At 66.4% G+C, this 21,739-nt stretch carries 24 protein-coding genes and 1 pseudogene; 8 read left to right on the top strand and 17 right to left on the bottom strand.

All coding sequences use genetic code 11. The annotated features are described in order from the left end of the window. Nucleotides 1-41 precede the first annotated feature (41 nt). A complete protein-coding gene (locus tag RVF83_RS17930) occupies nucleotides 42-821 on the top strand; it encodes a thioesterase family protein (protein WP_005201041.1) in 780 nt (259 codons plus the stop codon). 81 nt (nucleotides 822-902) lie between these two features. Here the strand turns inward: RVF83_RS17930 and RVF83_RS17925 are convergent, their stop codons facing one another. Both RVF83_RS17925 and RVF83_RS17920 read right to left on the bottom strand, forming a co-directional pair. Next, complete coding sequence (locus tag RVF83_RS17925) at nucleotides 903-1,976, bottom strand: YihY/virulence factor BrkB family protein (RefSeq protein WP_005201042.1); 1,074 nt, start codon at nucleotides 1,974-1,976, stop codon at nucleotides 903-905. A gap of 82 nt (nucleotides 1,977-2,058) precedes the next feature. Next, nucleotides 2,059-2,718: an FMN-dependent NADH-azoreductase gene (locus RVF83_RS17920; protein WP_005201043.1), complete on the bottom strand. Its 660-nt coding sequence runs from the start codon at nucleotides 2,716-2,718 to the stop codon at nucleotides 2,059-2,061. Between the two features lie 98 nt (nucleotides 2,719-2,816). On the opposite strand from RVF83_RS17920, the gene RVF83_RS17915 reads away from it, so the two are divergent. After that, nucleotides 2,817-3,167, top strand: coding sequence for a winged helix-turn-helix transcriptional regulator (locus RVF83_RS17915; RefSeq protein ID WP_005201044.1), 351 nt, complete (start codon nucleotides 2,817-2,819; stop codon nucleotides 3,165-3,167). Between the two features lie 9 nt (nucleotides 3,168-3,176). On the opposite strand, the gene RVF83_RS17910 is transcribed toward RVF83_RS17915, so the two are convergent. The 6 genes and pseudogenes from RVF83_RS17910 to RVF83_RS17885 form a co-directional block, all read right to left on the bottom strand. Further along, nucleotides 3,177-3,959, bottom strand: coding sequence for a lysophospholipid acyltransferase family protein (locus tag RVF83_RS17910; protein WP_005201045.1), 783 nt, complete (start codon nucleotides 3,957-3,959; stop codon nucleotides 3,177-3,179). 59 nt (nucleotides 3,960-4,018) lie between these two features. Continuing rightward, nucleotides 4,019-5,062: an NAD(P)-dependent alcohol dehydrogenase gene (locus RVF83_RS17905; RefSeq protein WP_005201046.1), complete on the bottom strand. Its 1,044-nt coding sequence runs from the start codon at nucleotides 5,060-5,062 to the stop codon at nucleotides 4,019-4,021. A gap of 118 nt (nucleotides 5,063-5,180) precedes the next feature. Next, complete coding sequence (locus tag RVF83_RS17900) at nucleotides 5,181-5,552, bottom strand: TraR/DksA family transcriptional regulator (protein ID WP_039881250.1); 372 nt, start codon at nucleotides 5,550-5,552, stop codon at nucleotides 5,181-5,183. Nucleotides 5,553-5,614: 62 nt separating this feature from the next. After that, complete coding sequence (locus tag RVF83_RS17895) at nucleotides 5,615-6,052, bottom strand: hypothetical protein (RefSeq protein ID WP_039881252.1); 438 nt, start codon at nucleotides 6,050-6,052, stop codon at nucleotides 5,615-5,617. Between the two features lie 83 nt (nucleotides 6,053-6,135). Beyond that, a pseudogene (locus tag RVF83_RS17890) lies at nucleotides 6,136-7,642 on the bottom strand (protein adenylyltransferase SelO). A 46-nt stretch (nucleotides 7,643-7,688) separates the two neighbouring features. Beyond that, nucleotides 7,689-7,892: a zinc-ribbon domain-containing protein gene (locus RVF83_RS17885; protein ID WP_005201050.1), complete on the bottom strand. Its 204-nt coding sequence runs from the start codon at nucleotides 7,890-7,892 to the stop codon at nucleotides 7,689-7,691. Between the two features lie 92 nt (nucleotides 7,893-7,984). On the opposite strand from RVF83_RS17885, the gene RVF83_RS17880 reads away from it, so the two are divergent. Further along, nucleotides 7,985-8,719 (top strand): DUF6319 family protein, encoded by a 735-nt coding sequence (locus RVF83_RS17880; RefSeq protein ID WP_005201051.1) that lies wholly within the window; start codon nucleotides 7,985-7,987, stop codon nucleotides 8,717-8,719. A gap of 7 nt (nucleotides 8,720-8,726) precedes the next feature. On the opposite strand, the gene RVF83_RS17875 is transcribed toward RVF83_RS17880, so the two are convergent. Further along, entirely contained in the window at nucleotides 8,727-9,131 is a 405-nt protein-coding gene (locus RVF83_RS17875; protein WP_005201052.1) for a VOC family protein, read from the bottom strand. A gap of 162 nt (nucleotides 9,132-9,293) precedes the next feature. Here RVF83_RS17875 and RVF83_RS17870 point away from each other — a divergent pair, with 162 nt between their 5' ends. Further along, nucleotides 9,294-10,871: an FMN-binding glutamate synthase family protein gene (locus tag RVF83_RS17870; protein ID WP_005201053.1), complete on the top strand. Its 1,578-nt coding sequence runs from the start codon at nucleotides 9,294-9,296 to the stop codon at nucleotides 10,869-10,871. A 30-nt stretch (nucleotides 10,872-10,901) separates the two neighbouring features. Here RVF83_RS17870 and RVF83_RS17865 read toward each other — a convergent pair whose 3' ends face one another. After that, nucleotides 10,902-11,702, bottom strand: coding sequence for a crotonase/enoyl-CoA hydratase family protein (locus RVF83_RS17865; RefSeq protein WP_005201054.1), 801 nt, complete (start codon nucleotides 11,700-11,702; stop codon nucleotides 10,902-10,904). 77 nt (nucleotides 11,703-11,779) lie between these two features. On the opposite strand from RVF83_RS17865, the gene RVF83_RS17860 reads away from it, so the two are divergent. Together RVF83_RS17860 and RVF83_RS17855 are read left to right on the top strand one after the other, a co-directional pair. Beyond that, nucleotides 11,780-12,325, top strand: a complete 546-nt coding sequence (locus tag RVF83_RS17860; RefSeq protein WP_039881242.1) for a YceI family protein — start codon at nucleotides 11,780-11,782, stop codon at nucleotides 12,323-12,325. A gap of 148 nt (nucleotides 12,326-12,473) precedes the next feature. Continuing rightward, entirely contained in the window at nucleotides 12,474-13,271 is a 798-nt protein-coding gene (locus tag RVF83_RS17855; RefSeq protein WP_005201056.1) for a hypothetical protein, read from the top strand. A gap of 65 nt (nucleotides 13,272-13,336) precedes the next feature. Here RVF83_RS17855 and RVF83_RS17850 read toward each other — a convergent pair whose 3' ends face one another. From RVF83_RS17850 to RVF83_RS17830, 5 genes are all read right to left on the bottom strand, one after another. Then, on the bottom strand, nucleotides 13,337-13,765 hold the full coding sequence (locus RVF83_RS17850) for a nuclear transport factor 2 family protein (protein WP_005201057.1): 429 nt from the start codon (nucleotides 13,763-13,765) through the stop codon (nucleotides 13,337-13,339). After that, on the bottom strand, nucleotides 13,765-14,952 hold the full coding sequence (locus tag RVF83_RS17845) for a cytochrome P450 (protein WP_005201058.1): 1,188 nt from the start codon (nucleotides 14,950-14,952) through the stop codon (nucleotides 13,765-13,767). The genes RVF83_RS17850 and RVF83_RS17845 overlap by 1 nt, the downstream gene beginning before the upstream one ends. Before the next feature lie 175 nt (nucleotides 14,953-15,127). Continuing rightward, a complete protein-coding gene (locus RVF83_RS17840) occupies nucleotides 15,128-16,387 on the bottom strand; it encodes an NAD(P)/FAD-dependent oxidoreductase (protein WP_005201059.1) in 1,260 nt (419 codons plus the stop codon). Continuing rightward, the gene (locus RVF83_RS17835) at nucleotides 16,384-17,772 is read right to left on the bottom strand and encodes a cytochrome P450 (RefSeq protein WP_005201060.1); all 1,389 of its coding nucleotides are present in this window, start codon (nucleotides 17,770-17,772) and stop codon (nucleotides 16,384-16,386) included. The genes RVF83_RS17840 and RVF83_RS17835 overlap by 4 nt, the downstream gene beginning before the upstream one ends. Nucleotides 17,773-17,791: 19 nt before the next feature. Beyond that, nucleotides 17,792-18,112 (bottom strand): 2Fe-2S iron-sulfur cluster-binding protein, encoded by a 321-nt coding sequence (locus RVF83_RS17830; protein ID WP_005201061.1) that lies wholly within the window; start codon nucleotides 18,110-18,112, stop codon nucleotides 17,792-17,794. 171 nt (nucleotides 18,113-18,283) lie between these two features. Here RVF83_RS17830 and RVF83_RS17825 point away from each other — a divergent pair, with 171 nt between their 5' ends. Continuing rightward, entirely contained in the window at nucleotides 18,284-18,919 is a 636-nt protein-coding gene (locus RVF83_RS17825) for a TetR/AcrR family transcriptional regulator (RefSeq protein ID WP_005201062.1), read from the top strand. Nucleotides 18,920-19,126: 207 nt separating this feature from the next. After that, on the top strand, nucleotides 19,127-20,122 hold the full coding sequence (locus RVF83_RS17820) for an ABC transporter substrate-binding protein (protein WP_247602313.1): 996 nt from the start codon (nucleotides 19,127-19,129) through the stop codon (nucleotides 20,120-20,122). A 64-nt stretch (nucleotides 20,123-20,186) separates the two neighbouring features. Here RVF83_RS17820 and RVF83_RS17815 read toward each other — a convergent pair whose 3' ends face one another. Further along, complete coding sequence (locus RVF83_RS17815) at nucleotides 20,187-21,056, bottom strand: formate/nitrite transporter family protein (RefSeq protein ID WP_005199590.1); 870 nt, start codon at nucleotides 21,054-21,056, stop codon at nucleotides 20,187-20,189. 99 nt (nucleotides 21,057-21,155) lie between these two features. Further along, nucleotides 21,156-21,731 (bottom strand): hypothetical protein, encoded by a 576-nt coding sequence (locus RVF83_RS17810; protein ID WP_005199589.1) that lies wholly within the window; start codon nucleotides 21,729-21,731, stop codon nucleotides 21,156-21,158. Nucleotides 21,732-21,739 lie beyond the last annotated feature (8 nt).

Genomic DNA, 21,739 nt, shown 5'->3' with positions numbered 1-21,739 from the left:
CGTAGCGTTCCCGGCGTTATACCGACCGTCATAGGGGAACGATGCCGACTCTCGCCGAACTCATCTCCGGTTTCGACCACGACTTTCTCGTGCCCACCGGGTGGACGCAGGGCCGTACCGCGTACGGAGGCTTGACCGCGGCGCTGTCCGTGCACGCGGCCCGACTGACCGCCGGCGATCCGCTACCACCGTTGAAGTCGGCCCAGTTCCTGCTGAGCGCACCCGTGGTCGACCGCGCGTCGATCACGGCGCGCCGCCTGCGGGAAGGCCGCTCGGCGACCAGTGTCGCCATCGAAACCGTGAGCGGGGGACAGGTGGCCGCTCACGCTTCGTTGATCTTCGCTACGCCTCGCACCAGCACGATCGAGCACGATCTCGTCGAGACGCCACCGGTCCCAGGACCCGACGAGTGCCCCGTGTTCACCGAGCCGTCCGCGATGCGCCCGGCGTTCGTCGACAACTTCGACATCCGCAAAGCCGGTGGGACGAGCCCGATGTCGAACGACGGACCGCCACTGTTCCGGGCGTGGGTCCGTCACCGGGGCGCCGAAGGCGTCGATCGGGCGACCGCGCTCATTGCTCTCGCCGACGCCCTGCCGCCCGCAACCACGGCTGCGTTCACCGAGTGGGCGCCGGTCAGCACGATGAGCTGGTCGCTGCACATCTGCACCGACGACCTGCCGAAGCCGACCGACTGGATGCTCTTGGAATCGTCGAGCACCTTCACCCGCGACGGCTGTTCCCATCAGGCGATGCGCCTGTGGGACAGCGCGCGGCGTCCGATCATTCAAGGCTCACAGACGGTTGCGCTGTTCGCCTGACAGACCCGAAACACTTGTATGACGTTGCGCCCGGGTTCCGGGCACAACGTCGTACGAGGTTTCCGAGGAGCTGTGCGGCGTTCAGCCGCCGCGGGATTCCCTGAGGGCCCGGCCCTTCTCGATGTCTTCTTGGTGAATCTTCTCGTTCTTGTCCGAGACCGTGGTGTCACGCGGCGGAAGCTGTAGCCGTTCTTCGGCAGCCATACCCGCCTGGAGCTGACGGCCACGTTCGAGTTCGGCGTCGAACTCGGCCCCGAAGAGCAGGGCCAGGTTGGTCAGCCACAACCACAGCAGGAAGACGATGACACCCGCGAGTGCGCCGTAGGTCTTGTTGTAGCTGCCGAAGTTCGACACATAGAGCGCGAATGCCGCCGAGGCCACGATCCACGTGACGATCGCCAGGACTGCACCGGCACTGATCCACCGGAACTTCGGTTGCTTCACATTCGGTGTGGCCCAGTACAAAACGGCCACGATCACCACGACGAAGACGAGCACCACTGGCCAGCGAACGATGTTCCACACCGTAAGAGCTGTGTCGCCCAGACCGATTGCGTCGCCGATGGACCGGGCGATCGGCCCACTGATCGCGAGCATCAACGCCACTCCGGCGGCGAGGATGAGGGCGATCAGCGTCACCAGCAGCATGGCGGGCCGCAGCTTCCAGATCGGACGCCCCTCGTCGACCTCATACATGCGGTTCATCGCTCGACCGAAGGCACCGACGTATCCCGACGCCGACCACAGAGCGCCGGCGAGACCGAGCACGAGGGCGAGGCCGGCACTCGGCGCGGACACCAGTTGCTCGACCGGCGCGCGCAATGTGTCCACCGCGTCAGACGGCCCCAGGTCCTCGACCATCGTCAGCACCGCGTCGACCGTTTTCTCTCCCTGCCCGAAGACGCCGAGGAGCGAGACCATGGCGAGCAGTGCGGGGAACAGCGACAGCACCGAGTAGTAGGTGAGTGCGGCTGCGAGGTCGGTGCACTGGTCCCGGGAGAACTCGCGGGCCGTCTTGCGCAGCACGAACATCAGCGACGGTTTGGTCAGATCGGTGGGCGACTCGGGCTTGCGTGGATCGTCGGGGTCGGCGTGCGTCGGGTCATCGTCGACGTCCCGCCCGGCCTTGTCGATGGTCTGCTCGTCCTTGCTCATACCCCGGTGTAGCCGCCGGGTTCGCAGACCAAACTCGCCCTGCCGTGACCAGGCGAAACAGTGGAGCGCACCCCGGTGACGGTCAGCCCGCCGAGGCGACCTCGCGTGACAGTGCGAGCTCGCGGCCGGCGGCGCGAGCATTCTCCTCGGCCTCGACCTTGAGTTCGGCGGCGACGTCGGCGAATGCGTCGAGTGCAGGATTCACCCCGACGAGCGTGAACTGACGCCTGACGATCCGGAGGTCGAGACCCCAGACATCCTCCAGTACGCGACGCAGCCACGGCGTCGAATGGTCCCAGCCCTCCCTGGGCGTTCCGGGGTCGTAGTTGCCACCCTGGGTCGTGACGAGGACCGCGGGCTTGCCACGCAGCTCGGCCGGGTCGACGCCGATCCGCGGGTCGGTCACCGCGAGGTCGTACCAGGTCTTGAAGTGCTGGGACACACCGAAGTTGTAGAGCGGAACGGTGAGCAGCAATGCCTCGGCACCGAGGACCTCGTCCGCGATCGCGGTGGCGAGGTCGACCGCCTCGCGTTGCGCGTCGTCGCGGTCGGCCGGCGGGACCGTTCCGGCGATCACGGCGTCGCGCCAGGCGGTCGCGGAAACGGGCTCGGCCGACAGATCGCGTCGGGTGACCGTCGAGTCCGGGTGCGCACCGGTCCATTCGCGTTCGACGAGATCGCCGAGGGCGCGGCTCGCCGATGTGGAGGGGAAGATGCTGGCATCCAAGCGGAAGAGGGACATCGAAGACTCCTGAGTGTGTGACTAGCAATTTAGAAGCAGCTAGTCACACGGTAGTACCGTTGACGGTGAAGCGCCAGCGGGCGACTAGGATGTGTTGGATGTCCGAGATTTCCGCTACCGGCCACGAGCCGCGCACATGCGACGATGCATTGCGTCGTGCGTTCGGCTTCCTGGGCAAGCGGTGGAACGGCATTCTCATCGCAACACTGATGAACGGACCGGCAGGGTTCGCCGAATTGCGTTGCGCCGTCGGAGGAATCAGCGATTCGGTGCTGTCCGGCCGACTCTCGGAACTGACTGCGGCCAATCTGGTGGAACGCCTGGTGGATCCCGGTCCGCCGGTGTCGGTGTCCTATCAGCTCACCGAGTCGGGGCGCGCGCTCATGCCGGCGCTGACCGCCCTCACCGCGTGGGCATGGGAGAACCTGCCGCCGTCGGCGACGGAATAACTCGCGGAATCAGGCGGCCCGACACACCTCGTCGACCACGGCCTGCAGGTCATCCTGGATCATTCTCGTCAGTGCCGCCGGCGTCTCGTCCTGATGGCCGGCGAGGTCGACAGGGTCGCCGAAGGTCACCATCGGACGCGGCCGATCACCCTTCTGCGGGTAGGCAATACCGGCTGACACGAGTGTGACGTCGACGCCTGCTTTCAGTGCACGGTAGGCGATATGGCCGATCCCCGTTCCGAGCTTCTGCAGCCGGGTGACGTCACCCTCGTTGCAGGTCCCCTCGGGAAAGACGGCGATGCTGTCGCCGCGGACCATCCGCTCGACGCACACGCCGAACATCTGCCGACCGGCCTCCGCGGCGGCCCGGACACCGTGGTCCTTCTGCCGGAAGACCGGGATGCCGCCCAGGGTGTCGATCTTGCGCCGCTGCTCGGGATCTTCGAAGAGTTCGTCTTTCGCCAGCACGCGCATGTGACCGATCCGGGGACGGAGCGGCGAGCGGAAGCCTGCCGCGGCAAGCACCAGCGGGTCACGCTCGGACACATGGTTGGCCGCGATCAGCAGCGGCTTCCCGCTGCGAACCGCACGAACCAGCCGATCGCGCGCGGTGAACCGCACGACAGGCCTGATCTTGGCGGCGAGCACCCCGTACATCAACTTCGCGCGTACCCGATCCTGCTGGTGATCGAGGTAATGCGCGTATACGGCTTCGGACCGGGAGAGCTCTACATCCACGTAAGTTACGGTACCGTAGGTTAGCGTTACTGCCCACCGAACGACGAAACCCATTGGTCCGCAGACAACAAAGAACCGCAGGTGACGCGCTTGCGCCGTCGCCGGGGCAGTGATCAGTCAGGCACCACGACTGCTCGCCCTCGAAGGTCATTGGCGGCCAGTCGCCGGTAGGCCTCGACGCCGTCATCGAGTGAGAATCGTTCGACCGCCACCTCGAGAACCCCATCGCGTGCGAGATCCAGCACCTCGATGAGTTCGTCGCGCGCCCCCCAGTACGGCGCGCGTACCGACACCTCGTAGGGCTGGGTGAAGAAGCCGACCTTCGCCGTGGCGACCATGTCACCGATGCCCACGATCACCACGTCACCCATGGTCCCGACGACGCCCATCGCGATGTCGAGCGTGGGTTGCAGCCCGACGAAGTCGAAGACGGCGGTCGCACCATCGTTGCCGGTGATCTTGCGGACGTTCGCGACGGCATCGGCGTCGGAGAGCACCACCTCGTGAGCCCCGACCTCGCGCGCGAACGCGAGCTTGTCGTCGCTCACGTCGAGAGCGATCACCCGGGACGGGGTCAGGTGGCGAAGCAGTTGGATCCCGACATGCCCGAGACCACCGGCTCCGATGACCACTGCCGTGGTGCCGCCGACCAGCTTCGGAAGCGAGGGTTTGATCGCGTGGTAGGGCGTGAGGCCGGCATCGGTGAGTGGGACTGCAGCCACCGGGTCGAGGTCACCGAGCGGCACCAGATGCCGTGCGTCGTCCACGAGCAGGTACTCGGCCATCGCGCCCGGGTTGCCGAGACCCGGTGGGGTGATGCCGAGTTCGCCGGCTCGGCTGCAGTAGTTCTCCAGGCCGCGGGCGCAGAAGTGACAGACGCCGCAACCCCAGGCTCCGTACACGGCCACCGAGGTGCCCTCGGAGATGCCGGTGACGCCGGTACCGACCTCGGCGACCACGCCGGCCCCTTCGTGGCCGAGCGTCATCGGCAGGGGATAGGGGAATCCTTCCTCGGGCAGGTTGAGGACGAAGTCGTCCGAATGGCAGGCGCCGGCTGCCGTCACCTTCAGCAACACCTGCCCGGGACGCGGCGTGGGTTTCTCGACCTCGCGCAGCTCCGGCGGTTTGCCCGGCTGGATGATCTGAATGGCCTTCATGCGCACACCTTTCGATCCGGCGGAGGATTGACCCGCCTTTCGGTCTACTCGGTCGGCCGCAAGCCCATGCGTCTTCCGGTGAACTCGGCACGATCTTCTCGAGGTTGTAGCTTCGTGTTCACCACCGGCGGGACGGATTCCGCGCTGCGCATCGCACGCATTGCCGGGCCGCGGGGAGCACCTCGAGCCGCTCGGGGTCGATGATCTCGCCACACGTCTCGCAGCGGCCATACGCTCCGCGACCGACCCGCTCGAGGGCGGCATCGATCTCGTCGAGACGCACCCGCGATCGTTCGAGCTGGGCGACCAGTTGCCCGCGTTCAACGGCGAGCGTCGTTCCCTCCGGATCGTGCTCATCGTCCGAGGCGGCGTCGGCGGTCGCCTCGATGACGGCGGCCAGGCTGGCAGACAACGATTCGATGAGCGTCGCGGTTCTCTCGCGTTCGGCGGTCAGCGATGCTTCCGATTGGTTCGGGCCGGACTGGGTCACGACCGCACCCGGGTGTGTGGTCTCACGGATCCATTTGTACGCCGCAGGACCGACGATCGCGTTCACTCATGAACGTCGCGGAGACCGACGGCGCCGCGCAACCCCGAACAGTTGACGCATCCCACGCAGCCGACGCAGTCCGTGCAGCGAACGCAGCCGACACATCCAGCGCACCGCCGGCACAGCAGACAGGCCACGACACCGACACTGCCGGCGACCCCGGAACTGATCGCGGTCGCCAAACTTCCGGCAACGAGCAGACTGGCCATGGTCGCCGCCGAACCCGTGACGACCGCGCTCGCGACCGTGGCCGCCGAGGAATTGACACCGGCGCTGGCCACCGTGCCGGCCGACCCGGCGACGGCGGCACTCGCGACGGTGCCGGCCGAACCGGCCACCGCCAGGCTCGATGTGGTCGCGATCGAGCCGGCGACCGCGGTCGAGTTCACGGTCGAGCGTGATTCGACGACAGAAGTCTCATCGCGGGTGAGTGTCCACATGAGGTCCATGGTCGCGCAGTCGGAGCACGCACGCGGGGGGTTCAGAGGCAACTCACCGGTGTTCCGCGGAACACTCCCGACGCTCAGGTCCCGCAGAACGTCTGGAACGACGACGTGAATTCGTCCGACGCCGGGGCGGTGTACTTGACCCAGTCGACGCGCCGCTCGAACGGGTGCGTCACCACGTCGAGCATCTCCTCGAATGGCGCGAGGTCGCCCTCGTGCGCAGCACGGAGCGCGGCGTCCACCATGTGGTTGCGCGGGATGTAGAGGGGGTTGACGCGGTCCATCGCGTCCGCGGTGGTGGCGTCGTCGCGGCCGTGTTGTGTGAGCGTCTCGCGCCATCGCGCGAGCCACGGCGCCGAAACCTCCCGTGCGAGGAGTTGGTCGAGGGGAGCCGTTCGTCCGCGGAGTTCGTCGGCGAGCGCGCGGAAGGTGCCTGTCCAGTCGGCGCGGTGTTCCGCCATCAGGGCGAGGAGGTCGTCGATCAGTGCGTGATCGACGAAGGTGTCGGCCAGGCCCAGCTTGGCGGACAGACCTTCGTTGAGGTGTTGCTCGTAGAGACTGTCGAAGGTGGACAGGGTGGCGGTCGCGGTCGCGATCGCGTCGTCCGGTGTCGGACTGATCAGTCTGAGAAGCGTTTCGGCGAACCGTGCGAGGTTCCATTTCAGGACGGCGGGCTGGTTGCCGAAGGCGTAACGCCCACCCTGGTCGATGGAGCTGAACACCGCGGCCGGGTCGAAGGCATCGATGAATGCGCACGGTCCGTAGTCGATGGTCTCGCCGGAGATGGTGGTGTTGTCGGTGTTCATCACGCCGTGCACGAAACCGACAAGCATCCACTGGGCGACGAGGCGGGCCTGCCGTTCGACGACGCGCTCCAGTAGCTTCGCGTAACGATTCCCGGCGCCGGTCGTCGGCAGATCGGTCAGGTCGGGGTAGTGGCGAGTGATCGCGTAGTCGGCCAGGGGCTGCAGGATGTCGCCGTTGCGGGCGGCGAATTCGAAGGTGCCGACCCTCAGATGACTTGCTGCGATGCGCGCAAGCACTGCCCCGGGCTCCACGCCGTTGCGATGGACCCCGCGACCCGTCGCCACCACCGACAGCGACCGCGTGGTGGGCACACCCCAGGGCGTGCATGGCTTCGCTGATCAGGTACTCGCGCAGCATCGGGCCGACGACCGCGAAACCGTCGCCACCTCGCGAAAACGGTGTCGGGCCAGAGCCTTTCAACTGCAGGTCGACGCGGTGCCCGTCGACGTCGAGCAGCTCGCCGAGCAGAAGCGCCCGGCCGTCGCCCAGCAGCGGGGCGTATCCGCCGAACTGGTGTCCGGAGTATGCCGTCGCGACCGGCCTGCCGTCGGCGGGCACGGCTGCGCCGGCCAGGATCGCGACCCCGTCGACGGAGCGCAGTGCTTCGACGTCCAGTCCGAGCGACGAGGCGAGCGGTTCGTTCACGACGAGGAGCTGCGGATCGGGTACTTCGGCGCCGCGCCATTCGACGGTGAGCGGCGTCAGCTCGTCGGCGAAAGTGCTCTCGAAGCCGGTGATCGCGTCGGACGTGCGGGCGGGGGAGTCGGTGGCAGCCACTCTTCGAGCGTAACCACTCCTCGCGGTGCCCGGCTTTCGCTGATCCCTAGAGGGCGACTGCAGCGCCGCAGATGCCGCAGGACTCGAACTCGCGGCGTCCCCAGCGGGCGATCGGGATGAAGAACACGGTGAACTGCTTGAACTCCCGAATCCGGGCCCACTGGGTGGTGTTGTGACAGCGGGCGCACGTCCGGGTCTGACCTGCGCCGAGTTGCTGCTGCTTGGGGCCGTATCCGAAGAGGAAGAACATTTCGCCATCGTATGCGCGACACCGACCGAAGCGTCCGAGCTCGGAACGACACCGGACACCCAACAGTCGCACGCGTGTGCGAACATGTACGCGTGAGCTCGCAGAAGAGGACCGGCCTTACCGCCGGTGACCTGGAATCTCTGTCCGCGGCACTCGCGGCCGGCAAGCGTGTGACCGTCTACCTCCGCGACCCGATGCCGTCTCTCGGACTCGACGCCGGGACATCGGCGCGGGTCCTGTCCATCGACGGTTCGACGGTGACGGTGCGACCCAAGGGCGTCGACGATCAGTTGCCCTTCGAAGCCGACGAACTACAGCGCACACGTTCCGCCGCAGCACCTGCGAAGGCAGCCCCACGGTCGGCCAGAACCGCCCCTGCCGTACCGACGCCGACCCCGGCGGCCCGTCGTCCTGCCCCGACACCGAAAGCAGCTGCAGTGGAACCGAAGTCGGCACCCGAGCCCGCTCCGCGTCCGGAGACCGCACCGCCTCGATCGGCCGTGCCGAAGCCGGCCCCGGCCAAGACTGTGCGACGGGCGAAGACCTCGACGGCTGCGGTCAGCGTGACCATCACGTCAACGGGTGAGAGCGCCTGGACGGTATCGGTGGCGCACGGCAGCAAGAAGGGCAAGCCCGCCGAGGTAACCGCGGACCGCGTGGCCCGCGCAATGCAGGAGCTGGGTGACGACGCTGCGATCACAGCGGTGGACGAGGTCATCGAATCGGCGCGCGCGGCCGCACAGAGGAAGATCGAGGAGCTCACGCGCGAACTGGAGAACGCGCGAGCGGCTCTCGCTCACCTCGACGTCGGGCCCGCCGAGAGCTGACTCGACGTCATCCGGCCGGCGGGGCGAAGAACTCCAGCGCGATGTTGTCCGGATCGCGGAACGATATCCCTGACCCGTAGTGGGCGTGCCTGATGCCGCTGTGCGAGATTCCGGCCTTGTCCAGACGGGCGACCCATTCGTCGAGTTCGGACTGGGTGCAGGCGAATGCGATGTGGTCCAGTCCGACGTTCCGCTCGTCGAAACCGGAGGCGCCCGACCCGCTCGAGGTATGGGTGTGGAGTCCGAAAAGCGTTCCGCCGTCGAGTTCGAAGACGGTGTGGTGGAAATCGCCGGACTCTTCGTCTTCGTCCAGAACCGGTTTGGCTTCGAACAACTTCTCGTACCAGGCGGTGCTCGCCGGGAGATCGCTCACAGTGATCGCAACGTGGGTGAGCGCGGGGAATCCAGGCATCGAGGCCTCCTCGGAGGAAGTGCGCCGGAGAAAGAGTGACTGCAAGCGCATCGACCAGTTTATCGCCGCGGCTCGGATGGCCTTGTCTACCGTTGCACGAATGACACACACCGGACCACCCGTTCGTGGCGCGACCCGATACCTCGGGTCGACACTGGATTCATGAGCCGCAAGAAGTCTGCTGTCGCCCTCGGTGCCGCCACCACAGCGGCGGCCGTCGTCGTTCGTGATCTGTTCCAGAATGAGCACTCGTTGCTGCGCAACTTCCCACTTGTCGGGCATGCGCGCTACTGGCTCGAGGCGATCGGACCCGAATTACGCCAGTACATCGTCGCCGCGAACGACGAGGAGCGCCCGTTCACCCGCGACCAGCGCCGGTGGATCTACTCCTCGTCGAAAAAGGAGAACAACTACTTCGGCTTCGGCACCGACAACGACGTCGAGTACACGAACGGATATCCGGTGATCAAGCATCGGACGTTCAGTTCCGGGCCCGCGCCGGCCTCGACGCCCGAGGTCGGGCACGAGGTGGCGCTGCCCTGCGCGAAGGTCGTCGGTGAAGCGCGCCGGCGGCGGGGCGCCTTCCGTCCCGAATCGGTGGTGAACATCTCCGGGATGAGCTACGGGGCGCTGTCCGGAAACGCCATCGAGTCACTCAATCGTGGGGCCGCTCTCACCGGCGCGCTCCACAACACCGGCGAGGGCGGGATCTCGCCCTATCACCGCCACGGTGGCGAACTCGTCTTCCAGATCGGCACAGCCTATTTCGGCTGCCGCGACGCCGACGGGCGTTTCGACCTGGCCCGGTTGAAGGACGTTGTCGCCGAAGCCCCGGTGCGTGCTCTCGAGATCAAACTGAGCCAGGGAGCCAAACCGTGTCTGGGCGGGTTCTTGCCGGGTCCCAAGGTGTCTGCGGAGATCGCCGCGACGCGCGGCGTCACGGCGGGACACGATTGTGTGAGCCCGTCTCGGCATGCCGAGTTCTCCGACGCGGACAGCATGCTCGACTGGGTGGAGCTCCTGGCCGCCGAAACGGGACTGCCGGTCGGCATCAAATCCGCCGTGGGAGATCTCGATTCGTGGCACCAGATCGCCGACCTGATGACGAAGACCGGTCGCGGCGTCGACTTCATCACCATAGACGGAGGGGAGGGAGGAACCGGAGCGGCACCCCTGTTGTTCTCCGACTCGGTGTCACTGCCGTTCCTACTCGGTTTCGCCCGGGTCTATCGCATCTTTGCCGAGCGAAACCTCGACGAGCAGATCACGTTCATCGGCAGCGGCAAGCTCGGTCTGCCCGACAATGCGGTTCTCGCATTCGCACTGGGGTGCGACATGGTCAACGTCGGCCGCGAGGCTATGCTGTCCATCGGCTGCATCCAGGCCCAGAAATGCCACACCGACACGTGCCCGACGGGCGTTGCCACACAGAAGAAGTGGCTCACCAGAGGACTGGTGCCCGACGAAAAGTCCTCCCGAGCCGCGAACTACATTACGACGCTGCGGCGGGACCTGGTGAAGGTGTCGCAGGCCTGCGGAGTGGAGCATCCCGGACTCATCTCGACCGACTCCGTGGAGATCGTCGACGGCAGGCAGGGTTCCAGCCCGCTGGGTGAGGTGTACGGGTACTCGCCGGGTATGGGTCTGCCATCCGAGGCGGATCGCGCTGCTGTGATCCGACTGATGGCCGACCAGAGAACCGGCGGGTCGGCGCCGCCATCGGCCGCGGGCCCGAGTTGAGCCCCGGGTGACCACCCGCCCAATGGCTCGTCAGTCCGGGTCGGCGAACCGCGGTTCCCGGCGGGCCATTCCGGCGTGCACGGCCTCGAGCTGGTTCGGTGACCCGATCAGCTCGATCTGCAGTGTGCTTTCGAGCAACAGCGCGGCCGACGGGTCGGTGCCGGTCCAGGTCTCCTCGTAGAGTCGCTTCGCGGCGCGGACCGCGTGCGGTGACTTCGTTGCGATCTCGTGGGCGAGCTCCTGAGCCCGGGCGAGGGGGTCGTCGGAGGTACCGGTGACCAGCCCGAGCTCGTGGGCCTCGGCTCCGGAGAGCACACGACCGGTGAAGGTGAGTTCCTTGGCGACGTCGGCCCGGAGGAGACGCGGAAGCGTCCGGGTGATGCCCATGTCCGGCACCAGACCCCACTTGACCTCCATGATGGAAAGCCGCGCATCGGGGGTCGCGTAGCGGATGTCGGCGCCGAGCGCGATCTGCAGGCCACCTCCGAAGCAGTTGCCGTGGATCGCGGTGATCACCGGCGCCGGCACGTGACCCCAATCGAGAGACACCCGTTGCGCATGGTTCCCCCGGTCGGCGTCGTCGCGATCCAGCAGGGAGCCACCGAGCTCATCGCCGCCGAGGGACGAGATGTCGAGACCGGAACAGAAGCTCTTCCCGGCTCCGTGGACGACCACCGCCCGCACTCGACGATCCGCCGCCAGTTCGCTTGTCACGGCCGGCAACGCGTCGAACATCGCGGGGTCCAAGGCGTTGTGCTTGTCCGCCCTGTTGAGCGTGACCGTCGCGACTCCCGCTTCGTCGACATCGAGCAGAATCCGTTGTTCCGTCATCGTCCTCGCCACCTCGCCGTGTGTCGTCCGCCGTGCAATGGGCCCGGCCGCGTACTCCGAGCGCCTACACTACGGCCGTGGCGGAATCTGTCTGGGAATTCACCGAATCCGATGGTTCGGTCGTCGTGCACACCGACGTGGGCGGGCGGGCGGCGCGCACCGGCCACCGACTGAGGATCGCGATGCGCACCTGGTCAGCATCGGTGACGCTGACCGACCTCGTGCCGACGAATCTGACGGCCACGATCTCGGTCGACTCGATGCACGTGGAATCCGGCGAGGGCGGGCTCACCCCGATGACCGGGGCCGAGAAGTCGCTGGCGCGCATGAACGCCCTGAAGTCCATGGACGCCGACAAATACCCCGAGATCACCTACGAGGCAGGCACATTCAGCACTACGGACGGCGGTTACCGCGCCGACGGGGTGCTGACGGTCCACGGCCGGTCACGCCCGCATGTGCTGGACCTGCAGGTCGACGAGACCGCAGACAGTTGGCGGATCTCGACCGAGTCCACCGTCACCCAGAGCGACTTCGGGATCAAGCCGTATTCGCTGATGATGGGAACGCTGAAAGTCGTCGACAACGTCCGCATCGTCATCGAGGTCTCCCGCACTCGCTGACCAGCCGGGCCGCAGGCCAGCTCGGTTCCGGTGCACGCGTCTTCTCGGTCGGTACGCTCGAAGGTGCCCGATTTGTCCGCCAGGCCCGCCAGCACTCAGCTGCTTGCCCCGGACGAGTCCGTCGGACACGCACGAGCTGGAGAGAATCATGGAAGCACTGATCCTGATCGCCGTCATCGTCCTGATCGTCGTCGGGGTGGTGGTCGTCGCGCAGCAGCGCTCCGGCACCAACGCCGCGCGGACCCTGGACGATGCGAAGGCCGACGCCCGGCAAGCGATCGAACGTCTGGGAGGGCAGGTGTTCATGCTGGTCGGCGACGGCCCGGCCTCGAAGCAGGCTCTCGCCGACGCCGGGGAGCGCTATACCGCGGCGGGTTCACAGATCGAGCAGGCCAACTCACCCGCGCAGGCGCGCCTCGCCAAGCAGACCGCCATCGAAGGTCTCTACTACATCCGTGCGGCGCGGGTCGCGATGAACCTCGATCCCGGTCCCGCCATCCCCGAACTCGAAGGTCAGCAGAGCGCGGGCAAGGTCACCGAGGATCGGAAGGTCGAGTTCGAAGGGCGCCAGGTCGAGGCGTCGCCCAACCCGTCGGATCGGACGCCGAACTACTACCCGGGTGGCCGCGTCGCCGGGCGTCCGGTTCCGGCCGGCTGGTATTCCGAGCCCTGGTGGCGGCCGGCGCTCGTGGCGGGCGCCTGGGGAGTCGGGTCGATGTTCCTGTTCTCCGCGATGTTCTCCGGCATGGCCGGCGTCCCGTACGACGCCCAGGGTTTCGAGAGCGGCGTCGGCGACGGATCCGACATGGGCGCCATCGACGGCGGCGCCGGCGGGGACGACTTCGGAGGCGATGCAGGCGGAGACGGTGGTGTCAGCGGCGACAGCGGTTTTGGGGGCGACGGTGGCGGCTTCGGTGATTTCGGGGGCGGGGGATTCGACTTCTGATCGACGGTCGTTCGCCGGGCTATCGAATACTGTTCCGCGACTCAGTCCTTCGCTCTCAACCCGGGTCAAGAGCGAAGGTGTCTCGAGGTGTCCCCGACATGGGTGATGTCCCCGTAGTCGCGACTCGCGAAGTGCCACTCACCGTTGTCGACGATCAAGGTGTCGTGGTGTCGGCCGACCATGACGACATACTCCCCATCCGGACCGTCCTGCGTGACTGTGTATTCGCAACTGACGGTCGCCCGGCCCTGGTCGTCGATCTCGATCGACGGCTTCCCGAGGACGTGACGGGTGTGCGGTGTTCCGTCTTCGTAGATGATGACGGTGTCGTGCAGCAGTCGCTCCACGAACGCGCTGCCCGCGCCGATCCGGCTTCCGGAGACGAACACTTCCGCGCGGTCGAAAAGCTCTGCGACACCGGTCAGATCGCCGGCATCCAGGCGTTGGACGTACGTGGTCAGCAGGGCCGTGATGGTCGACTCAGGTGATCCCATCACGCGTTCACCCGGACGAGTAGCGTGCGGAGGCGTCGGACGAGAAGGCTTCGCTCCCACTGCGGGTCCGCGGTCTCGACGGTGAACCCGCCCGGTGTGCGGTCGAGGAGATGTCCGACCGCGAGACGCCCCTCCAGGCGGGCGAGCGCAGCCCCCACACAGAGGTGGATTCCCTTCCCGAAAGCCATGTGCGAGCGTCGATTCGCCGGGTCGAGATCGATCTGTTCCGGGCGGTCGAAGGTCTCCGGGTCGCGGTTGGCCGCGCCCCACATGAGGTACAGGTGGGAGCCGGCCGGGAGGTCGACATCGGCGAGGACGGTGTCCGTCACAACGTGGCGATAATGCCCACGGAACGGCGACTCGAGCCGCAATGCCTCCTCGATGAAGAGTGGGACGAGTTCACGATCGCTGCGGAGTTCGTCGACGACGCGCGGATGGCGGCCAAGCAGGTATACAGCGCTTCCCAGGAGGCTGACGGTGGACTCGGCGCCCGCGGCAACGAATTGCAGACCGATCATGACGGCGGTGCCGTGGTCGAGGTCGCCCTGGACGACGAGCCGGGCCAGGTCTCCCATGACGTTCTCGCCCAGGTTGTCCATCGCACCGTCGAACGCTGTCGACAGGTAGGCGCTGAGCTCGCCGACGGCCTCGGTGGCCGCCTCGAGCTGGGCGGGGCTCACGACGCCGTCGAGGAGAACAGTCGCTGCGAACGACCACCGGACGAGGTCGTCGATGTCGTAGGTGGGGAAGCCGAGCAGTTCGGCGACGACCGCCATCGGCAGGCGTTGGGCGACTGCGGTCACCCAGTCGATGTGGCCATCTCGGATCCCTTCGGACCACAGACGCTCGACGGTGACGTCGATGAACGGTTCGAGTGCACGGACTCGCTTGGCCACCAACGACGGCATGACCATCGCACGGTGGGCCTTGTGACCCGGGTCGTCTGCCGTGGCCAAGACATGGATGGGGGAGCCCAGTTCGGCTATTGGATACTCCTCGACCTTCCCGTCCTCCTTCCACACCATCGTGGCGGTGAGATTCGAGGAGAAGTCCTCGGGCCGTGCGACCGCCTCGGCGATCGCATCCCATCCGGTGACGAGATAGAAGGGCGAGTCGCCGACCCGGCTGACGGGTGCTGTCCGGGTCAGGGCGAGGAGTTCGGGATAGGGGTCGTCGAGATCATGCACGCCACCAGGGTGTACGGCGTGGTTCCTCGCGGAAGGCGATACCGGCATAGTCGATACGATCGCGTGGAATGATTGGCGTACAGTCGTCTCAGCATGACGGCTCTGCCTGCGGGTTCATCCCAGATCGTTCCGTGCTGTTGTCTCACGGTGAGATCGCCTGTCCCACGATCCGACGCTATGCGGTGGCCCTGTCGCGGACCGCCGCGAGTTGAGACGCGATTGGTACGTCGAGATCGGCAAGTGCATCCCGGTCGACCGGCAGACCTTGTGCCAGAACACGTTTGCTGAACATGAACTCTTGCGGGCGATTGACGCAGTCGGCCGCGATCAGTTCTCCCTCCCGCAGGTAGAAGCACGCGAACTCACGGTCCGACGTCGGGTCCCCGCGCAGCACCACGGTGTCGTACCCGGTGTTCAATCCGGCGATCTGCAGCTTGAGGTCGTACTGATCGGACCAGAACCACGGAAGGGCCGAGATCGCCGCCTCCTTGCCACACATCGTGGCCGCGGCGACCTTCGCCTGCTCGCCGGCGCTCGGCACCGATTCGAGCCGCGTCTTCCCATACCGCACATCGTGATACGTGACGCAGTCGCCGGCCGCGGTGACCTGGGGATCGCTGGTGCGGCCCTGCGCGTCGACGATGATGCCGTCGTCGACCGCGAGCCCGGCCTCGTGCGCCAGCTCGACGTTCGGACGGACGCCGATCCCGACGATCACGAAATCCGCCGGGACCGTCTCACCGCCGGAAAGACGCACCGCGGTCACGCGTTGCGGGCCGCTGACGTTCTCGTCGCCCTCGAAGCCGACGACAGCCGCATCGGTTTTGATGTGGACGCCCTCGGCTTCGTGGATCCGACGGAAGAAGGCGGAGACCTCCGGCGCGGTGACCCGCTGCAGGACACGGTCCGCTGCCTCGACGACGGTGACGTCGAGACCGAGCTTGCGTAGGGATGCTGCCGTCTCGAGACCGATGTAGCCGCCACCCACGATCACGGCGCGCCTGCTGCCGGGAACGTCAGCGCGGATCGTCTCGACGTCCTCGGCGGTCCGCAGGTAGTACACACCGCCGAGTTCGGCTCCCGGAATCCCCAGGCGCACAGGACGAGCACCGGTACAGAGGGCGAGCCGGTCGTAGGACACCGACTCGCCACCCGTCAGGACGACGCGCTGCTCGGCGCGGTCGATGCGGTCCACTCGCGCACGACGGACCTCGATGGCCTGTTTGTCGTAGAACTCCGCACCGCGGATCAGCAGGTCGTCGATCTCGACGGTGTCCGCCAGGTACGTCTTGGACATCGGCGGACGGTGGTAGGGCAGGTACGGCTCCTCGCCGATCAGGACGACGTCGCCGTCCCAACCGGACGACCGCAACTGGGCACTCAGCTGGGCACCGGCATGGCCGGCGCCGATCACGACGGCACGTCGCGAGGTCATGACCGTGCCTTCGGCGTGAGTTCGACCATCAGCTTGCTGTACCCACGTACGAAGTTGGACTGGACGTACTCGGGCTCCTCGAGCACCTTGATGTCGTCGAAGCGCTGCAGCAGTTCCTCCCAGAGGATCCGGAGCTGCAGTTCGGCGAGACGGTTGCCCATGCACCGGTGCACGCCGTATCCGAAAGCCATGTGGTTCCGCGCATTCGGGCGATCGATGATGAGCTGGTCGGCGTTCTCGAACTTGCTCTCGTCCCGGTTGCCCGAGGCGTACCACATCACCAGCTTGTCGCCCTTGCGGATGAACTGCCCGTTGAGAATGGTGTCCTTCGTGGCGACCCGCCGCATGTAGGCGAGCGGCGTCTGCCAGCGGATGATCTCCGAGACCATGTTCGGGATGAGGCTCGGGTCGGCCTTGAGCTTGTCGAATTCGCCGGGGAACTTGTTCAGTGCGTAGACACCGCCCGACATCGAGTTGCGCGTGGTGTCGTTTCCGCCGACGATCAACAGCGTCAGGTTGCCGATGAACTCCATCGGCCGCTTCACCAGGTCCTTGGTCTTCTCATCTGACTGCAGCATGCTGATGAGGTCGAATCCCGGTGCCTCCCCGGCCTCCAGTCGCGCCGCCTTGTCGTGCCACAGCTCCGCGAACGCGCGGACCATTTCCAGGGCGGCCTGGAACACGACGTCGGGATCGCTGCTCCCGCCGGTCGCCTCCTCGCTGCCCGCCGCCAGATCGGACCAGCGCACCAGCTTGCGGCGTTCGTCGTACGGGAAGTCGAGGATCGTCGCGAGCGTCCGCGCCGTGATCTCGACCGAGACCCGATCGACCCAGTTGAACGGTTCGCCGACGGGAAGATTGTCGAGAACCTCGCACACGCGTTCCCGGATCAGCCCCTCCATCTCCTTGAGATTCTTCGGTGCCACGACGCCCTGCACCGCGCGGCGCTGCTCGTCGTGCCGGGGCGGGTCCATCGCGATGAACATCTCGACGTCGAGACCCGGTGGGGGCGTGCCGATCACGATGAAGGGCTCGGCCGAGAAGGTCTCGTGATCCTTGTCGACGGTCAGGATGTCCTCGTACCGCGTCACCGACCAGAACGCGCCGAAACGACTGTTCGCCTGATAGTGGACCGGCGCCTCGTCGCGAAGGCGGGCGAAGTACGGTATCCACTGACCCTGTCGGTACATGAACGGATTGCTCATGTCGATCTCGTCCAGACCGACTTCGTCCACCGGCGGGATGGGCTGCTCCACATAGGATTCCGGCCGCGTTTCGCCGAGCAGACGAGCACGGGTCTTGTGAAAGAGCTGGAGGCCCTGAACCTGACGGTCCAGCGGAATGTTCGCCTGCACCGTCTCAACGACGCGGTCGAGGATCTGCATCAGTGGTTCTCCGATCGGTTCAGAACTGGAATTCGGGAAGATTGACGACGAGACCGTCGTGTTCGGCGGTGAGTGCGATCTGGCACGACAGCCGCGAGTTCTCCTGGCAGTCGGGATTCATCTCGAGCATCTGCGCTTCGGTCGCGTTCCGGCTGCCGGTCGAGGCAGCCCACTGTTGATCGATCATCACGTGGCAGGTGCCGCAGGCCGCGTCGCCGCCGCAGTCGCCATCGATTCCCGACACCGCGTTGTCGGTGGCTACCTGCATCAGGTTCTGCCCCTCGACGAACGGGACTTCCTGCTTTTCTCCGTCGTAGGTGATGAAGGTGACGGTGGTCATGAGTTCCTCCTTGAATCCCGCCTGGACTGTGACGGTCACCACTTGGTGTTGGCAGTGTCAACATAGAATGAACCACGATGTTGTCCCTGTCAACATCCATTGGCATGAAGGGAGGCCGTGTCGGCTTCACCCAGGTCGGGGGACCGGACCCACCTCGGTAGAGTGACCGCCATGGCATCGGAGCGCACCACCTACCACCACGGCAACCTTCGTAATGCCCTGATCGACGAGGCATGGGAGCTGGCGCGCACCAGTGCTCCCGAAAAGGTGACGATCCGCGAGGTGGCGCGTCGCGCCGGCGTTTCCCACAACGCCGCCTATCGGCATTTCGCCGATCGCCAGGAGCTGATGACGTCGATTGCCGACCGGGCCCTGGCAACACTCGCCGACCTGATGCGTGAACGGATTGCGACGGTCCCCGACGACCAGGACCCCGAGGAGATCGCGCGGTCCCGTTTCCGCGAGACCGCGCGAGCCTATGCCCTGTTCGCGATCGACGAACCGCACCTGTTCCAGGTCGCCTTCCACGCCGAGTTCTCGCGACCGGGCGTCAATCCCGACGTGTCCGCGCGCCGCGACGGCCCATACGCGATCCTGCACAGCGTCCTCGACGAGATGGTGGCAGTGGGGGAGATCCAGCCCGAACGACGCCCGGACTCCGAGATCGTCTGCTGGGCAGCGGTTCACGGCTTCGCCGAACTCTGCATCAAGGGGCCGCTGGGGCTGCTGCCCGAAGCCGAGCGCGAGAACTACTTCGAGCGGCTCATCGGCACGATCCTGCACGGACTGAAGGCCCCGCTCGCCTGACAGCGGTCGGCGATGGCACTCGTCACGGATTCGCCGTGAACGTTTGCGTCGCAGGATGTTTCGACCTTTCTTTGTGGATTGCCCACCAGCGGTGTCGAGCTGACGTATGTTCACCTGAACCCAACGCCGAGGGAATCGGGTGTCTCCGCACGGGCGAGTCCGCAGTAGGTGCTGCGACACGATCGACTACCGCGGGAGAGGTACCGGATGTCAGCCAGGAATCGTCGGAGACCTGCGACGCGGGTGATTGTCGCCATCGCCGCCGGCGGGCTCGCAATGGTCGGTTCTGCCTGCGCCCAGCCCACCGATGCGAGCACAGGGGAGTCCCTGCAGATCGTGCTGGGTTCGCCCCCGCCGGCGTCGCAGATACCGCTCGTATACGGCGTCGGGGAGTACGGACGCGATTCCGGGCTGGACCTCAGCGTCGACGGGAACGTGACGATCACTGGCACTCACACCGACGCGGTGAAGACCTTGTCCGACGGCGATGCCGAGGTTCTCGCAACGTCGTTCTCGGCGATTCTCGATGCACGGGAGCGGGGCGAGGATCTGAAGGTGTTCTGCCCATACGTCAGCATGGACGACTTCGTCCTGGCCGGAGCCAATGGCGTCGACACGGCCGGCCAGCTGTTCGAGCCATCGACCCGGGTGGGCGTCGACAGCCCGGGTGGCGCGGGGGCCATCGTCCTCAACGCGCTGTTGAGTGGCATCGGTGAGTCGCGTGACGTTCACGAGATCCCGAATCCGCAGATCATCGAAAGCGCAAGCGCCCGAACGGAAGCGTGGGCCACCGGACGGCTCGACGCCACCGTCATCCACGACACGCAGTTCGACGCCGCCCGATCGACGGTGAACCGACCGGTGCTGATCGCCACGCTCTACGAGAACGCCCCCGGTTTCATCAAGGTGGCCCACGCCGCCGAGGCGGACTGGCTCGCACAGAACCGTGAACTGGCCGCGCGATACTGCGCCACCACGCTGCGGGCGATGAAGACGCTGAAGAGCGACTTCGCCCTGTTCCGGGCCGCGGTCGGCGAGTATGTCGACGAACCTCCGTCCGAACAATCGCTTCGAGAGCTCTACGACCATCCAGAAGTATCCGTTCTGGACAGAGGACGGCGGACTCTCCGACGAGAGTGTGGAATTCATGATCGACATCGCGACCGAGTCGGGGGTACTGACCGAACCGATGAATGCCGCTGATGTCGTCGACCGGGAGACGCTGCGTCGGGCCGTCGAACTCGCGAGCACACCGGCGACGGGATGATCACTCATTCTTCGCTGCGGGCACGTCGTTGCGGTCGGCATCGGGTCCGGGGGCTCGGCGTTCCTGCTTGACCAGTTCCTTGGTCCGGAGCAGGCGCATGGCCGTCACCAGCACGATGCCGCCGATGATGTTGACCGCCACGGTGTACCAGAACCATGACAACCACCCGACGACGGTGACCCCGCCGCCGACCTGGATCGCACCGAAGATGAGCAGCGAGTCGAGGACGGAGTGGAACAGCTGTAGACCTGCGAGCAGAAACCCTGCTCCGACAGTCGCCGCGATCTTGGCCGGGTCGGACGATGTGCCCTGCTGCATCCGGGTCAGCAGAGTCATGACGGCTCCGCCGAGGACCGCCAGGCAAATGCTCTGCAACGACAGCGGGGCGTCGACGAAGTGCTGTGCCGATTCCGTCAAGGTCTCGCGCCATTCCGGGAACGATCGCGTGATCAGCCACATGATGACCCAACCACCGAGGAGGTTGGCCAGCAGCGTGCCGACCCAGAGCTTGATCAGCTGGAGGACAGACCCCTTACGCGCCACCACTGCGGCGATGGGCATCAGGAAGTCCTCGGTGAACAGTTCGCTGTGCGCGAGGTAGATCGCGATGAGTCCGATGCTGAAGGCGAGGCCGCCGAGGAGGTGGCTGCCGGTTTCATGGACGACGGCCAGCATCGCCATGACGCCGAGTCCGACCTCGAGCCCGCCGAAGAAGCCGGTGATGAGGACTGTGCGGACCGCCCGGTACAAGCGTTCGGTGCCCTCGGTCACGACTTCGTCGAAGCTCTCCTCGAGTCGCTGTTCGAGGGGGCCGTCCGCGCGACCGGCCGCGCGTCGATCGTCCTCGTGCTCCCGCTGGTTCGCAGTCATCGCGATTCCTCTCGGAACGCGGGGCAGGCGGCATGCACCGCCCCTGGGCGGTCCCGCGCTGCTGCAGGTGCGACCCGAATGCGACGCGTCGTCGACGGCTCAGGCCGGTTCCAGCGCCCGGTTCGCCTTCTCCAGCGCGGCTAGCGTACGAAGGACGGAATCCCGCTTCGCGGTCAGATCCGACACCTTGGCCCTGCCGCTCAAACCGGAGTCTTTCTGCGCGATCGCCAGTCGCTCCTCGATCTCGGCGAGCTGCGCCAGCAGGTTCTTGGCGCGGCTCATGAGCTCGGCGCGGTCGGGGCGGGTGACCCCAGACTTGTCGTTCTGCGTCTTGGTGGCCGACGCCTTGCTGCCCGCCTTGGGGGCGGTGGTCGCGGTGCGCGTTGCGACGCGCTGCCCGGACCGCGACTTGACACGAGGAGGGGTGTGCGAGCGGGTCTGGCTCAACAACGCACGGGCCTCGCGAGCGGCCACCCGGTGCTCGTGCTCCTCCTCGTCCTCCGATGCGAGCGATCCACCCAGGGGCCGCAGACCGTACAGGCCGACGAACTCGCGGGCCGCAGCAATGGTCTGCTCTGCAGTGCGGCAGCGCCCGCACCGCGGCTCGCCGCGGAACTCGGCGATGTCCTCGGTGGACGAGCACCACACGCATACGCGCGAAGTGAGGTCAGTCATGGAAGCAT

The organism is Gordonia rubripertincta, from assembly GCF_038024875.1.
GTDB classification, from domain to species: Bacteria; Actinomycetota; Actinomycetes; order Mycobacteriales; family Mycobacteriaceae; genus Gordonia; species Gordonia rubripertincta.
Note: the sequence above shows the minus strand (reverse complement) of the source record. Positions and strands in the feature narration are given on the sequence as shown.